Genomic DNA, 14,675 nt, shown 5'->3' on the forward strand with positions numbered 1-14,675 from the left:
TCTTTGTTCATTGTTTATCTCTTTTCTTTATATTTTTCCCATGCATTGCTTCTGTTATATACAATCACGAAGACAATCCCAATGAATAGTCCCTTGATAATGTTAAATGGTGTGACTGTGTATAATACAGAATCCAATAGGCTAAAGCTCAATTTAAATCCTGTTAAATTGATGTATAGTGGTGTAATCACGAAATAGTTCAATACACTCATAACTAGGGTTAACATGACTGTTTCAAACAGAACCATAATAACGTATTTAGCGTTGTTTTGAACTAATTTGTTAACCAATGTAACTGATAACACGATTGTTAAACTAGCGATTAATAACGCTGAAATTCCAATCAGATTAATCAAAGAAACACCGGTAAAGACGAAGTATAGTACAGCTCTTAGCAATGCTACAATCAAACCACTACGAGTTGATAATAACACAGTTGCTAAAAGAATTGGGATATCACCAAAATCTAACTTCATGTATGGTGCCATTGGTAAGATAGGCACTGAAAGATAGGTCAATAGATATGCCAATCCTCCTAAAATAGAAACCTGAACCAGGTTCTTCAAACTAAAACGACTACTTGTACTACTTAACATAATAAATCCTCCATATGAGGAATATCTTCAAAAAAAGCCCATTGATCCATCGAAGACCAATGAGCTTTTTGCGTACTCAAAAAGAGATCTTCTTTATACCAGACTGTACTGTCGGCTTTGGAATTTCACCAAATCAACTATCAAACGATAGGTAGCGGGCTGTAACCGCCGGTCGGGAATCTAACCCTGCCCTGAAGATAAACCAATTTTTATTTTTTCAAGAATGATTATAGCAAAAAAGGCTTGTTTTAAACAAGCCTTTTATCTCTTTTCAGTCATTTCGTATAACTTTTCAACTTCGAATTTCTTCAATGGACGGTAATCACCTGGTTGTAATCCCTTTAAGTTTAAGAAAGCAAAGGATTCACGTTTCAACTTTTTAACCGGATGACCGATTGCCTTGAACATGTTCTTAACCTCATGGTTTTTACCTTCATGAATTGTTAATTGCACAACGGCAGTCTTCTTACCATTATCGGTTTCTAAGACGTTTGTCTTAGCAGGTGCAGTCTTCTTACCGTTAATCTTAACACCTAGTCTTAATTGCTTTAATTCATCGTTAGTTGGAATTCCTTCCACCTTAGCAACATAAGTCTTTTCAACTTCGTACTTAGGATGAGTTAAACGGTTATCCAAATCCCCATCATTAGTCATTAGTAAAAGACCAGATGTATCGTAGTCCAATCGACCAACTGGATAAATTCTTTGTTCTACATCTTCAAAAAAGCCTAAAACAGTCTTTCGATCCTTTTCATCAGATACTGAAGTGATAATTCTTCTTGGTTTGTATAACAAGTAATATACTGGTGCTTCCTTGTTGATTGGTAAACCATCAACTTGGACTTCATCAGAAACTTTAACCTTTGTTCCTAGTTCAGTAACAACTTGACCGTTTACCTTTACGCGACCGGCTAAAATAATTTCTTCTGATTTACGTCTTGAAGCTACCCCAGCTTTAGCCATTTTCTTCTGTAGTCGTTCCGCCATTTTCTTCCTCCTGAAGTAAAATTTCATTATCAATTTTTGGTAATTCGTTTAAACTCTTAATTCCAAACAACTTCAAAAAGTTATCAGTTGTTGTATAAAGCTTTGGATGACCTGGTACCTTCTTGTAACCCGCAGTGGCAATTAAACTTTGTCTCAACAATCTTTGGACCGTCTTACTGCTGTTTACACCTCTAATGTCATCCACTTCAACCCTCGTAATTGGTTGATTATAAGCAATAATCGTAAGTGTTTCTAGCGCTGTTTGAGTTAAAGAAATGCTTTCATCGCTTTGTAAATATCCCTTAATTAAGTCGTTTAGTTCTTCCTTTGTGGCAAGTTGAACCTTATCAGAATATTCCATCAACGTAAATGGTGAGTCTTCGTGTTCAAAAGACTCCCTTAGTTGTTTCATTAACGTTTCTAGCTCACTAGTACTTAGTTTTAATAATGTGCTTAGATTGTCGTATGTTATTCCATCTTCACCAGATATATATATTAGGCTCTCTAGCTGCGCTAACTTACTAACCAATTACTCTTCACCTTGCTTTGCAATTTTTTCTAAATATAGCTTGTCGTTAATTTGTCCGACTTTGACCTTTTGTTCCTTAACAAGTTCTAGTAATGACAAAAATGTAGTAACTACAAATTCAACGTTACTAGTCTTATCAAATAAGGCATCAAACTCAACCGATTGCTGTTTGGATAATCTATCCATAACATATGTTGATTGGCCTTTGACAGTGTATTCCCATTCAATCACTGAATGTACGTATGGTTCGTTTGACTTAATCTTTTCGATAATTCGATCAAACGCCTGCTGAATTAAATCGATACTGAATTTTTCGTTATCGTTAAAATCAATCATCTCATCGACACTTGGTAAAACGGGATCAACGCTGTGATATTGACTAGTCTTAGTCTCCATCTTTTTCAACACTTTTGATACTTCTTTATATTCTTGATAAATCAAAAGTTGATTTACTAATTCATCCCTTGGATCCTCGTAATCATCATCTTCGTTGATTTCATCATTTCTAGGCAACAATAGCTTCGACTTAATCGCCATCAAATTGGATGCCATTACGAAGTACTCACCTGCGATATTAACGTTTAGGTTTTTCATCTCAGTTAAATATTCAACATATTGTCTGGTAATCTTTTCAATTTGGATGTCATAGATATCCATTTCAGATTGCTTGATTAGATGTAATAGTAATTCTAAGGGGCCATCAAAATCATCAATGTGAATATTTATATTGTTAGAGTTATTGAACTCTGGTTCCATTACGTTTCTCCCAAATTTCACAGATTGAAGTGGTATCCATTGTTCCGACAATCTTTTTACCCATGTATAGGTTATTTAAATCGTTAATCATTGAACAACAGTTATTAATGTTCCAAGAATCTGGTGTTAGGACTACTCTTCTTAGAACTAATAAATCATTTTTTTGTTCAATTGCGACTAATCCAGCCCAATTGTCATCTTGATTTTTCCATAAGTAAATAACACGGTTATCACTATCTTCATACCAGTTCATTTCATCTTCTAAATGATTGCCCTTATTCATGTCTGGTAATAGAGAAAGCATATCTATAGCAATTTTTTTATATTCTGTTCTATATTTTAGTAGCATCCCAAATTCCTCCAATCTGTGCTTTAAGCGTGTGGATGAAAGTCATCAAACGCCTTATTTAGATGTTCATGGGAAACATGTGTATAGATTTGAGTAGTCGAAATATCCGAGTGCCCCAATAGCTCTTGTACAACTCTCAAATCCGCTCCGTTTTCTAGTATATGAGTAGCAAATGAATGACGTAAAGTATGTGGCGTAACCTTTTTCTTAATACCAGCTAAACCAACATATCGTTTAAGCTTTTGCCAAATGCTTTGTCTACTTAAACCAGATCCATGAGCATTTAAGAATAAATAATCACAATGTCTTCTTTTTAACAAAAGATTGCGACTGTTTTCCATATAAGTGTATATCCATTTAATAGCTTGAGAGCCAATCGGAATTATTCTTTCCTTGTCTCCCTTACCAATAGTTTGAATAATTCCCATATCCAAATGTAAATTATCCATCTTCAAATTAACTACTTCGCTAACACGCAATCCCGTCGCATACATGACTTCTAATATCGCCCTATCTCTAATGCCATATTTGTCGTTTGTATCAGGAACTGCCAGCAACTTATCAATTTCCTTCATCGTCAATACATCTGGTAAATGATTGGCCGATTTAGGGGTATCTACATTGACCATCGGATCTTCGATGATGAAGTGATATCTTTGTAAGTATTTAAAAAACTTTTTCATCGTTGAAACAAAACGGATTATGGAATTTCTTGCCTTTCCACAATCCTTCATGTACTTCATATAATCTAAAATTGTCTTTGAATCGACTTCTTTAAATTCACTAATATGATTGTCTTTTAAGTAATTGATAAATCCTTTAATGTCTTGATGATAGCTCTTAATTGTATTATCTGATAATCCTCGTTCAATCACCAAATAATGTAAGTAGTCCTTAACTTCGGAGTCCATAATATCACCCGATTTTATTCAATATCAGTTTCTTTACCCTTTTCAGTTAACAACATTTCGCCATCTTTTTGTTCAATCAGACGGTTCTTCAAAAGATTACCTACCGCACGTTTGAATTGTCCCTTACTGATACCAAAGAAAGCCTTGATCTCTTCAGGAGTACTCTTGTCGGTATAAGCAATTTTTCCATCTTCTGATCTCTTCAAAACAGCAAAAATCATTTTTGAATCATCACTAATTGCTTCGTATGCACGAGGCTTCATTGAAAGGTTCAATGTTCCATCTCGTAAAATTCCAATCACTCGTACGTCAACTTGTTGACCTAAGCGTGGTTCCATTTCACGTTCGCTCGGATGGATAAATCCTAGTCGATAGTCATCTGTGATAACACGAGTTCCGGCTAGCTTTAATCTGTAAGTTGTCGCCTTCATGTTACGGTTCTTTAGCTTGGGATTAGCTGGGATTGAAATGCTCTTGAAGATTTCTTCGTCAGCTAATTCACCCCAAATTCGATCTTTTTTATCGATTTTCAAGGCAATCATGACTTTATCACCATGTTGAGGCCATAACTTTGTTAATTCAGGAAGATCATCGATTGATACGGCGATGTCCTTGTTAGGTAATCCTATATCAACAAAAATTCCCAATCCATATTTACTTTGGACAACCGTTCCAAATGCATAGTGGTCCACTTGGACATCTGGAATGTTTCTTGTTATTTGCATCTTGTGATTTTCATTTTCATATGCAAATCCCTTAAAGTTACTACCAATTTTTAGTGGCTTTAATATTTCGTCCTTATCCAATAGGAATGTTGTTCCTTCAATTTGAACAAAATAGTTTTTGTCATTTTCGTCAGTTACTTTACCAGAAACAACACGGCCTAAAAAGTTATTCATTAATATTCCTCATTTCGAATCGTTATATGTCAATTCTACACTAATTTACATAATATTTCGATAAAAAAAGAGGATGCATTTAAAATGCATCCTCTTTTCGAGTAAATATTATAGTGAGTTAGCAGCGCCTGCGTAAACAATTCCGCGACGTGCATCTACTGTAATAGTTTGACCGTCTGAGATGTTTTCAGTAGCACCCTTAGCGCTAACAATAACAGGAATTCCTAGTGAAATACCTAATACTGCAGCATGTGATGTCATACCACCATCTTCAACGATAATTGCGCTTGCCTTCTTAATAGCTGGCAAGAAGTCTTTGTTGGTATTCTTAGCTACCAACACGCCACCGTCAACAGCCTTGCTGTTTGCATCGGCAGCGTTACTTGCTAAAAAAGCTTTACCGATAACAGTCTTGTCGCCAACACCTTGTCCTTGAGCAAGTTCTGAACCGATCAATTTAACGCTCATTACGTTAGTTGTACCCTTTTCGCCAACAGGTAGACCTGCAACTACAAGGATTAAGTCGCCTTCCTTAGCTAAGCCAGTTTCAACTGCCTTCTTAGCTGCGAAGTCGAACATACCATCACTGTTTTCTGGCTTGTCAACAACGATTGGTTGAACACCCCAGTTAACCATTAGACCACGACGTACACGGTCATCAAAAGTTAATGCTAAGATATCAGCATTTGGATGGTACTTAGAAATCATACGAGCTGAGTAACCAGTTGAAGTAGTGGTTACGATAGTCTTGATGTCAAGATCCTTAACCATTTCAGCAACTTGCTTACCGAATGCTTCAGTAACGTCACCATTGTTGAATGCAGGACGAGCGTCACCGTATTCATCGTAGTGGTTTTCAGCCTTAACGTCTAACTTAGCCATAGTAGCAACTGCTTCTGCTGGGTAGTCACCGTTAGCACTTTCACCTGAAAGCATAGTAGCATCTGTACCGCTTAATACAGCGTATTCAACGTCTGAAGCTTCAGCACGTGTAGGACGTGGGTTTTCAATCATTGAGTCCAACATTTGAGTTGCAGTAATAACTGGTTTACCCATTTCGTTACATCTGTGGATTAAGTGTTTTTGAACGATTGGAACATTTTCTGCTGGAATTTCAACAGCCATGTCACCACGAGCAATCATCAAACCATCAGAAACCTTCATGATTTCTTCAAAGTTGTCGATACCTTCTTGTGATTCAATCTTAGGGAAGATTTGAACGTCTTCTTTGTGTTCATCTTCAAGTAATTTACGGATGTCTAAAACATCTTCTGGTTTTCTTACAAATGAAGCGGCGATGAAGTTAATGTGCATTTCTGAAAGACCAAAACGAATGTCGCTTGAATCCTTTTCAGTAATACCTGGTAAGTTAATTGAAACACCAGGTGCAGTAACAGTTTTACGTGAACCTAGAGTAGCATTGTTTTGAGCAACAACAACTAGTTCTTTGTTAGCTTCATCGATTTCTTTGATAACTGAGTCTAAGATACCGTCATCAAATAAGATGTGGCCACCAACGTGAACGTCGGCTAATAAGCCAGGGTAAGTAACGGCGATCTTTTCTTTAGTACCTTCAATAGATTCGTCCATTGAAATTCTAAATTCGTCGTTAGTGTGGAATTCGATCTTACCATCTTTTTGGATAGTAGTACGGATTTCAGCACCCTTAGTATCAAGCATAAGACCAACAGTCTTACCAGTTCTCTTTTCGGCTTCATGAACTTTGTTTAAACGATCAAAGTGTTCTTCATGGTCACCATGTGAGAAGTTAAATCTGAAAACATTAGCGCCAGATTCGATTAATTTGACAATAGTGTCAACATCGGTACTAGCAGGTCCTAATGTACTTACGATTTTTGTTTTCTTCATAAGTAAAAATCTCTCCTTTTATTTTGTATGATAAATCATCCCTAAAAGATGACTATCATGCATAACTAGGTTTCATCTAGAATTGTATCACTTTTTAAAATTTATGTCTTTTATTTTTGCGCAATTTTTTAATAATTCAAAATTATTTATAAACTACATTGCCATTGCCTAATAATTGAATAAGTTTATCGTGCAATTCTTTACTATTATTCAAATTATTGTCAGTACTTAACAGCTTTTTGGTACCGTTTTGTGAATTATATATAACGACTTGATGAGTTCCATGATTTTGTTTCATCAATGCATAAACATTTCTCAATACTTGATTAGAATTGTGGTCCTCATCGATCTTCAAATACCATTTTTCACTAGGCATTTGTTTTTTGATCTTACTCAAAACGTTTGCTGCAGGATACATCTTATCGGCAATCAGTTGATACTGACCGTTTCTCTTTTCGGGTTTACCACTTACCAGAATCACCATGGATGTTCTAATCCAATTAGCTATAAGCTTGTAAGTTGATGGGAAAACTGTCACATTAATATCTCCGGCAACATCGGTTCCATCAACGAATGCCATATTGTCACCCTTCTTGGTTCTAATGGTCTTAACTCGTTGGACAAACAATAGGCAATTAATTGGTTCGTCATAACTACCCAATTCATCTGAAGAAACAATCTTCATCGCACTTTGTAGTTGTTGATATTGTTCCACTGGATGTCCTGATAAATAAACACCAACGTATTTATTTTCCAATTCCAGTTTATCAACTAGACTAAGTTCTTCTGCAACTCGCTTCTTAGGCTTTAATGTCTTGAACAAGTCTTGAGATCCACCACTTAGGTTTACTGATTCAACGTATTCGTCAATCGAATTAGCTAATTCGGAGCGATTATCACTAAAACTATCAAAAGCACCTACATAAATAAGCGGTTTTAATAAGTCGTTTTTTCTAAACTGTGGTGAAATTCTGGAAATGAACTCTTCTAGTCCCTTGTATGGACCGTTTTGTTCACGCCCTTCAACAATTTCACGAATAAAATCACTACGGATTCCCTTGATACATCTTAGGCCAAAGATAATGTTTTGCCCATCATCAATAAACTCTTCAAACGACTTATTGATATCAGGTGCCAATACATTAATATTACGTTTCTTAGCCTCGACAACATAAACGTTAATCTTGTCATGGTTTCCCATTACGGAGTTCAACAATCCGGTAAAGAATTGACGACTAAAATGGGCCTTCAAGTAAGCTAATTCGAATGCCATCTTACTGTATGCCACCGCATGAGACTTATTGAAACCGTAACTAGCAAATCGTTCAATATATTCGAAGGTTTGACTAGCGGATTGCATTGAATAACCCTTCTTTTTGGCTCCAGTAATAAACTTATCTCTCATTGATTCCATTACGCCTTGCTTTTTCTTACTCATTGCACGACGTAACAAGTCGGCTTCACCAAGAGTGAAGCCACCCATGATTGACGCAACTTGCATTACCTGTTCTTGATAAACAATGATTCCATAGGTTGGTCCTAACACATCAACAAGGGTTGCATCAATTCCTTCAACCCTTTCCTTGCCCTTCTTTCGAGCAATGAAGGTATCGATGTTTTCCATTGGACCAGGACGGTACAATGCATCAACTGCAGCAACCTCATTAAAGTTATCAGGATGTAACGATTTCAAAACACGTTTAATCCCGTCAGATTCAAATTGGAAGATTCCATTAGTATCACCTTGTTGGAATAATTCTAGTGTTTTGGGATCGTTTAAATTAATCTTTCGGATATCAAAGTTACTGTTAACATCTTTTCTAACTAGTTGAATAATGTCATTTAAAATTGAAAGGTTCTTTAAACCAAGAAAATCAATCTTTAACAAACCGATTTCTTCAACGTAGTTCTTAGAGTATTGAGTAATCAATAGCTCTTCATTTCCTGATTGAAGTGGTGAAGTCTCCACAATTTTGTTTTGGCTTAACACCAATCCGGCAGCATGAGTTGATGAATGTCTAGGGTTGCCTTCTAGCTTAGTAGCCGTTTCATACATCAACTTATTTAATGCATTGTCGTTAACTAGGTTTCTTAGTTTTAGTGAGTTATTGTAAGATTCCTTAAGCGTAATCTTTAACTTGTTTGGAATGGCTTTACTCCACTCATCTTGTTCAAACTTAGATAAACCAAATGTTCTACCAACATCTCTTAATACTTGTTTGGTGGACATCGTATCAAAAGTAACGATTTGGGCAACATTTTGATGCCCATACTTATCATGGACATAGTTTAAAATCACTTCACGCTTATCGTCTGGAATATCCAAATCAATATCTGGCATTTGAGCACGTTGGTCATTTAAGAAACGTTCAAACAATAGGTCGTATTCAATCGGATCAACATCTGTAATGTATAAACAAAACGAAACAAGTGATCCGGCTGCTGAACCACGTCCGGGACCAGTCATGATGTTTTGTTGATGGGCATAGTTAATAACATCCCACACGATTAGGAAATAATCGTTGAATCCCATTCCATCAATCACTTGTAATTCGTGCTTTAGACGATCACGATAAACTAGCCATTTATCTTTTGGAACTGCTAATTCCACTAAACGATGCTTTAAACCAGTTATACATAACTCGGCTAGGAAATCCTTTGATGACATATTCTTGCCATTTTCATAGTGTGGTAAAACCGGTTGTTTTTTACTAATCTCGACATGACAGCTTTTTGCTACCTTTTCGTTATAAGTTAAGCATTCTTCAAGTCCCTTTAGCTGGTAGTCATTAATTACGTCAGAACCTGGTTTTAACCAGTTCTGGGTTTCTTCGTGACTTTCACCAAGTGGATTGGTTAGGCGACGATTATCGTCTCGAATGCATTGCATTACCTTTAGTGCGAATGCATCATCACTATTTAGATTTTGGACTCTAGATGATGCGATTAGGCCAATTCCTAATTGTTCTGATAATGATTTTACTTGTTCAATGTAGTCATTATCTTCTAATTTTTCTTCACTAATCGCCAAGAAGATGTCGCTACCTTCATGACCATTTTTTAAATCACCTATAAAATCGCTCACTGTATCGACTTGGTGTTGTTTAATCAACGCTGCTACCTCGCCATAGTCAGGAACAATGATAAAAGTATCTTTAGTAAAACTAAGTACATCATCTATTGAAAGATTTTCGTTTTCCCTCGTTTTAGCAAGAGTTGATAATTTCATGATGTTTTTATATCCATCATTATTCTTTGCTAAAACAATCAATTGATTTGACTCCTCATCCGCTGAGACATTCTCAACGGAAAAAGTAAGTCCGATAATAGGATGAATATTATTTTTTATACACTTATCATAGAATTCAACTGCACCATACATAACTTTGTCATCAGTCAACGCCAGGTTAGTATACCCACGTTTAATTGCTGTTGAAATTAATTCATCTATTGAGATTGTACTATTCAACAAACTGTATGAACTCATTACGTTTAACGGTGTATAATCCATAAAAATCATCCCTTTCCTTCAACAATTATAACAAAAATATCAATTGGTTGGATTATTTATAACTGTTTTTTGCTTCTTAACTGTGGTAAAATTTCTATGAAATGTGAGGTGGATATGATGAAATTCATTATTTCAAATCTATTAGTTATTTTCTGGGCTGTTATCTTCGGTGAAATCATCGGATACATTGCCAGTCAATTAACTGGACTAACCTATAACTTAACTGAAATCGGTGTCGTATCAGCCGTTGTTGTATTAATCGCTGTTAACGCTTTAACACTTATTTCAAAACACTCAGTCAAATAATAAAAGCTCAAGTTAATCAACTTGAGCTTTTTTGTTTATTCAAATGTTAATTCGTTGTTAGCTAATCCAATCTTAACTGTTGACTTGGCTTTTACCTTGTCTGCAATGATTAACTTAGCCAATGGGGTTTCGACATTTCTTGTCACAAATCTTTGTAATGGTCTTCCACCATATTGTGGATCGTATCCATTATCAGTAATCCAGTCTAGTGCTTCATCACTGACTTCAATCTTGATTTGTTGATCATTTAAACGTTGACCTAATTGGTCGATTAAATGTTTAACAATTTGTCTTACATCCTTCTTGGATAGTGGCTTGAATGTGATGATGTCATCAATTCTATTTAGAAATTCTGGTTTGAAGCTCTTCTTCAACAAGTCATCAACTTGTTTCTTAGCCTTATCAGAAATGTTGCCGTCCTTATCCAAACCATTCAATAAGATATCAGAACCTAGGTTTGATGTCATAATCAATAGCGTATTCTTGAAATCGACTGTGTGGCCTTGACCATCAGTTAATCTTCCATCGTCTAAAACTTGTAATAAGACGTTGAAGACATCAGGATGCGCTTTTTCTATTTCATCAAACAAAACAATGGTGTATGGGTCTCTTCTAACGGCTTCAGTTAATTGGCCACCTTCTTCGTAACCAACGTATCCTGGAGCAGCACCGACAAGTCTAGAAACGGATTCTTTTTCCATGTATTCTGACATGTCAATTCTTACCATGTGTTCTTCAGAATCGAATAGGTTTTCAGCTAATGATTTAGCAAGTTCGGTCTTACCAACACCGGTAGGTCCTAGGAATAGGAATGATCCTAGTGGTTTACTTGGATCTTGTAGACCAGCTCTAGAACGTAATACCGCATCGGAAACAGCTTCAACGGCCTCATCTTGACCAACTACTCGCTTGTGCAAGTTATCGTCTAAATGAAGTAGTTTTTCTCTTTCACCTTGCATCAAACGGGCAACTGGAATCTTAGTTTCACGGCTCAATACTTCGGCAATACCATCTTCTGTAACTGATTCACTAACTAACCAGTCGTCTTCATGGTCTTGACTTTCCATATTAGCAAGTTCTTCTTCAAGTTTTGGAATTGTACCGTGTTTTAGAATTGCAGCCTTATTTAGGTCGTATGAACTTTCGGCTTGTTGCAAGTCGTTTTTAGCTTGGTCTAATTCAGCCTTCTTGTCACCTAATGTCTTAATGGATGACTTTTCTTGTTGCCATCTAGCATTTAACTTATTAACGGTTTCCTTTAAGTTGGCTAGTTCTGGTTCTAGTTTGGCCAAACGAGCCTTGGATTCGTCATCTTCTTCGTTCTTTAATGCGGCTTCTTCGACTTCGGCACGCATTAACTTACGGTTGGCTTGATCCAATTCAGTTGGATTGGAGTTCATTTCCACTTCGATTGTTGAAGATGCTTCATCGACTAAATCAATTGCCTTATCTGGTAAGAAACGGTCTGGAATATAACGGTCCGCCAACTTGGCAGCTGCAACTAAGGCGTTATCGTGAATTCTTACTCCATGGTGAATTTCTAGTCGTTCTTTAATTCCACGAAGAATTGTAATGGTGTCGTCAACACTTGGTTCATCAACGCTAACCTTTTGGAAACGTCTTTCAAGCGCCTTATCCTTTTGCATGTACTTTCTGTATTCGTCAACAGTAGTTGCACCAATCAAATGGAGTTCACCACGAGCTAACATTGGTTTTAAGATATTTCCGGCATCCATACTACCTTCTGATTTTCCGGCACCAACGATGTTGTGAATTTCATCGATGAACATGATAATTTGGCCTTCAGACTTTTTAACAGCCTTTAAAACCGCCTTCAAACGTTCTTCGAATTCACCACGGTACTTGGCACCAGCAATCAATGAACTCATGTCTAGTTCAAACAATGATTTATCCTTTAGATTTTCAGGAACGTCATTTACGGCAATACGCTTTGCTAAACCTTCAACGATAGCGGTCTTACCAACACCGGGATCACCAATCAAAACAGGATTGTTCTTGGTCATTCTGGAAAGAATTCTGATTACGTCTAGAATTTCTTCATCTCTACCAATAATAGGGCCTAACTTACCCGCTCTGGCTTCGGCAACCAAGTCGACACCATATTTCTTAAGTGCTTGATAATTATCTTCTTGATTCTTTGAAGTCACCTTTTCGCCCCCTCTGATATTTTTCACTACTTCTTCAATCTTTTGTTTTGTAATTCCTTGGTCTTTTACATAGTCGACAACTTTATTGCCTGTTGTATCCATTAATGCGATTACTAATGTATCAACGGCGACGTAGCCATCACCCAAGTTTGTTTTTTTTTTTTCTGCATTTTGTAATAGTTCGAGCATACTGGATGAAATATTTTGTCCATAGGCCACGCCTTGACCATCTACTGTTGCAATTTCATCTAGTTGTTGATCCAATTGCTTTTCGAAATCATCAACGTTCATCCCTGCTTCAGCAAAAATTTGTCTTGCTAATTCACCTGGTTGAACCAATACCTTGAACAAATGGGTAATTGTGGATTCTTGATGTTTGCGATTAGCAGCCACTTTTTGTGCTTCAGCTAACGCTTGTGATACTGCTTCTGTTAATTCATCTGGATTCAATTATTTCACCTACTTAATAAAAAATACCTATGAGAAATCCATCTCATAGGTAAATTTTACCAAAAGGTCACATTAAATCAAATTATTTTGACCTTTTTTGACTAATTATTTTTCTGCGTTTAACTTAGCGATTTCAATGATGACATCACACGCTTTTTCCATTGTTTGAACAGATACGTATTCAAAACGACCATGCATGTTTTCACCACCTGCAAACAAGTTTGGTGTTGGTAATCCCTTAAATGAGATTGTTGAACCATCAGTTCCCCCACGAACTGGGAAAATGTCTGGTTTAACATCAACATTGTTCATTGCTTCCTTGGCTAAATCAACAACTTCCATGTTCTTTTCGATTACTTCGGCCATGTTGTAGTATTGATCCTTAACTTCAACGTGAACACGGTCATAATCAAAGCGTTTGTTCATTTCATCAGCAATCTTTTTGAAGTATTGTTTTCTTTCTTCAAAACGGTTTCTGTCATGGTCTCTGATGATGTAAGACATCTTAGTGTTGTCAGGAGTACCATTGATTTCAAGTAAGAAGTAGAATCCGTCCTTACCATCAGTGTATTCAGGTCTTTCGTATGCAGGTAGCTTAGCATTGAATTCCATTGCTAGAAGAGCTGCGTTGACCATAACATCCTTGGCTTCACCAGGATGGACATCGGTTCCCTTAATTTCAACGGTTGCACCAGCGGCGTTAAAGGTTTCGTATTGTAATTGACCTTTGGCTCCACCATCAACTGTATAAGCCAGGTCAGCACCGAAATCTTCAACGTCAAACTTCAATGAACCAGTTCCGATTTCTTCGTCCGGACCAAATCCAACTTCGATTTCACCGTGCTTAATTTCAGGATGGTCAATTAAGTACTTCATGGATGAAATGATTTCGGAAACTCCTGACTTGTCGTCAGCACCTAATAAAGTGGTTCCATCAGTTGTGATAAGAGTGTCACCAGAATACTTATGTAGACTTTCAAATACGTTTGGATCTAAGTTGTATTCACCGTCACCTAATTTGATGTTTGATTTTCCATCATAGTTTTCTACAAATTGTGGGTTCACATTTTCTGAATTAAAATCAGCAGTATCAATATGTGAAATGAAACCAATCTTCTTTACATCTTTGTCGATGTTTGAAGGTAAAGTCGCAAATACATATGCACTTTCTTCATTTGTTCTTACGTTAGATAAACCAATTTCTTTTAGTTCTTCCTTTAATTGGTTTAAAAATACAGTTTCACGGTTTGCTGATGGAATGGTAGTGCTACTTTCATCAGAACGCGTGTTAATCTTAACGTATCTCAAAAAACGAGGTACTAAGTCTTCATACTTACTCATGGT

At 36.5% G+C, this 14,675-nt stretch carries 12 protein-coding genes and 1 riboswitch; of the genes, 1 reads left to right on the forward strand and 11 read right to left on the reverse strand.

Features of this window, described 5'->3' with window-relative positions:
* Positions 1 to 14: 14 nt before the first annotated feature.
* From RZ55_RS03765 to dnaE, 9 genes are all read right to left on the reverse strand, one after another.
* Positions 15 to 596: an ECF transporter S component gene (locus tag RZ55_RS03765; protein ID WP_054483466.1), complete on the reverse strand. Its 582-nt coding sequence runs from the start codon at positions 594 to 596 to the stop codon at positions 15 to 17.
* Positions 597 to 678: 82 nt separating this feature from the next.
* Positions 679 to 799: riboswitch (FMN riboswitch) on the reverse strand.
* Positions 800 to 857: 58 nt separating this feature from the next.
* A complete protein-coding gene (locus tag RZ55_RS03770; protein ID WP_057175819.1) occupies positions 858 to 1,583 on the reverse strand; it encodes a pseudouridine synthase in 726 nt (241 codons plus the stop codon).
* Positions 1,552 to 2,112: an SMC-Scp complex subunit ScpB gene (gene scpB / locus RZ55_RS03775; RefSeq protein WP_057175820.1), complete on the reverse strand. Its 561-nt coding sequence runs from the start codon at positions 2,110 to 2,112 to the stop codon at positions 1,552 to 1,554. Before scpB ends, RZ55_RS03770 begins: the two co-directional genes overlap by 32 nt.
* On the reverse strand, positions 2,113 to 2,868 hold the full coding sequence (locus RZ55_RS03780; RefSeq protein ID WP_054483472.1) for a segregation and condensation protein A: 756 nt from the start codon (positions 2,866 to 2,868) through the stop codon (positions 2,113 to 2,115). It abuts the gene before it with no gap.
* The gene (locus RZ55_RS03785) at positions 2,849 to 3,217 is read right to left on the reverse strand and encodes a hypothetical protein (protein WP_057175821.1); all 369 of its coding nucleotides are present in this window, start codon (positions 3,215 to 3,217) and stop codon (positions 2,849 to 2,851) included. The genes RZ55_RS03780 and RZ55_RS03785 overlap by 20 nt, the downstream gene beginning before the upstream one ends.
* 23 nt (positions 3,218 to 3,240) lie before the next feature.
* A complete protein-coding gene (gene xerD, locus RZ55_RS03790) occupies positions 3,241 to 4,128 on the reverse strand; it encodes a site-specific tyrosine recombinase XerD (RefSeq protein ID WP_057175822.1) in 888 nt (295 codons plus the stop codon).
* Positions 4,129 to 4,142: 14 nt separating this feature from the next.
* Positions 4,143 to 5,027: a CvfB family protein gene (locus RZ55_RS03795; protein ID WP_053792751.1), complete on the reverse strand. Its 885-nt coding sequence runs from the start codon at positions 5,025 to 5,027 to the stop codon at positions 4,143 to 4,145.
* 108 nt (positions 5,028 to 5,135) lie between these two features.
* Positions 5,136 to 6,896, reverse strand: a complete 1,761-nt coding sequence (gene pyk / locus RZ55_RS03800; RefSeq protein WP_034533926.1) for a pyruvate kinase — start codon at positions 6,894 to 6,896, stop codon at positions 5,136 to 5,138.
* Positions 6,897 to 7,038: 142 nt separating this feature from the next.
* On the reverse strand, positions 7,039 to 10,407 hold the full coding sequence (gene dnaE, locus RZ55_RS03805) for a DNA polymerase III subunit alpha (RefSeq protein WP_057175823.1): 3,369 nt from the start codon (positions 10,405 to 10,407) through the stop codon (positions 7,039 to 7,041).
* Positions 10,408 to 10,521: 114 nt separating this feature from the next.
* Here dnaE and RZ55_RS03810 point away from each other — a divergent pair, with 114 nt between their 5' ends.
* On the forward strand, positions 10,522 to 10,713 hold the full coding sequence (locus RZ55_RS03810; protein ID WP_225349239.1) for a DUF2929 family protein: 192 nt from the start codon (positions 10,522 to 10,524) through the stop codon (positions 10,711 to 10,713).
* A 35-nt stretch (positions 10,714 to 10,748) separates the two neighbouring features.
* Here RZ55_RS03810 and clpB read toward each other — a convergent pair whose 3' ends face one another.
* Together clpB and pepT are read right to left on the reverse strand one after the other, a co-directional pair.
* Positions 10,749 to 13,331 carry an ATP-dependent chaperone ClpB gene (gene clpB / locus RZ55_RS03815; RefSeq protein WP_057175824.1) on the reverse strand — a complete coding sequence of 861 codons (2,583 nt, stop codon included), beginning with the start codon at positions 13,329 to 13,331 and terminating at the stop codon, positions 10,749 to 10,751.
* A 105-nt stretch (positions 13,332 to 13,436) separates the two neighbouring features.
* Positions 13,437 to 14,672: a peptidase T gene (gene pepT / locus RZ55_RS03820; RefSeq protein ID WP_057175825.1), complete on the reverse strand. Its 1,236-nt coding sequence runs from the start codon at positions 14,670 to 14,672 to the stop codon at positions 13,437 to 13,439.
* Between the last annotated feature and the right edge of the window lie 3 nt (positions 14,673 to 14,675).

The organism is Apilactobacillus kunkeei (assembly GCF_001421115.1).
Taxonomy (GTDB): domain Bacteria; phylum Bacillota; class Bacilli; order Lactobacillales; family Lactobacillaceae; genus Apilactobacillus; species Apilactobacillus kunkeei_F.

Excerpts from the sequence above, each read along its gene's own strand:
- RZ55_RS03785 (WP_057175821.1), bottom strand. The coding sequence starts at position 3,217 with ATGCTACTAAAATATAGAACAGAATATAAAAAAATTGCTATAGATATG.
- dnaE (WP_057175823.1), bottom strand. The coding sequence starts at position 10,407 with ATGGATTATACACCGTTAAACGTAATGAGTTCATACAGTTTGTTGAAT.
- RZ55_RS03765 (WP_054483466.1), bottom strand. The coding sequence starts at position 596 with ATGTTAAGTAGTACAAGTAGTCGTTTTAGTTTGAAGAACCTGGTTCAG.
- RZ55_RS03810 (WP_225349239.1), top strand. The coding sequence starts at position 10,522 with ATGATGAAATTCATTATTTCAAATCTATTAGTTATTTTCTGGGCTGTT.
- RZ55_RS03770 (WP_057175819.1), bottom strand. The coding sequence starts at position 1,583 with ATGGCGGAACGACTACAGAAGAAAATGGCTAAAGCTGGGGTAGCTTCA.
- RZ55_RS03795 (WP_053792751.1), bottom strand. The coding sequence starts at position 5,027 with ATGAATAACTTTTTAGGCCGTGTTGTTTCTGGTAAAGTAACTGACGAA.
- pyk (WP_034533926.1), bottom strand. The coding sequence starts at position 6,896 with ATGAAGAAAACAAAAATCGTAAGTACATTAGGACCTGCTAGTACCGAT.
- RZ55_RS03780 (WP_054483472.1), bottom strand. The coding sequence starts at position 2,868 with ATGGAACCAGAGTTCAATAACTCTAACAATATAAATATTCACATTGAT.
- pepT (WP_057175825.1), bottom strand. The coding sequence starts at position 14,672 with ATGAGTAAGTATGAAGACTTAGTACCTCGTTTTTTGAGATACGTTAAG.
- xerD (WP_057175822.1), bottom strand. The coding sequence starts at position 4,128 with ATGGACTCCGAAGTTAAGGACTACTTACATTATTTGGTGATTGAACGA.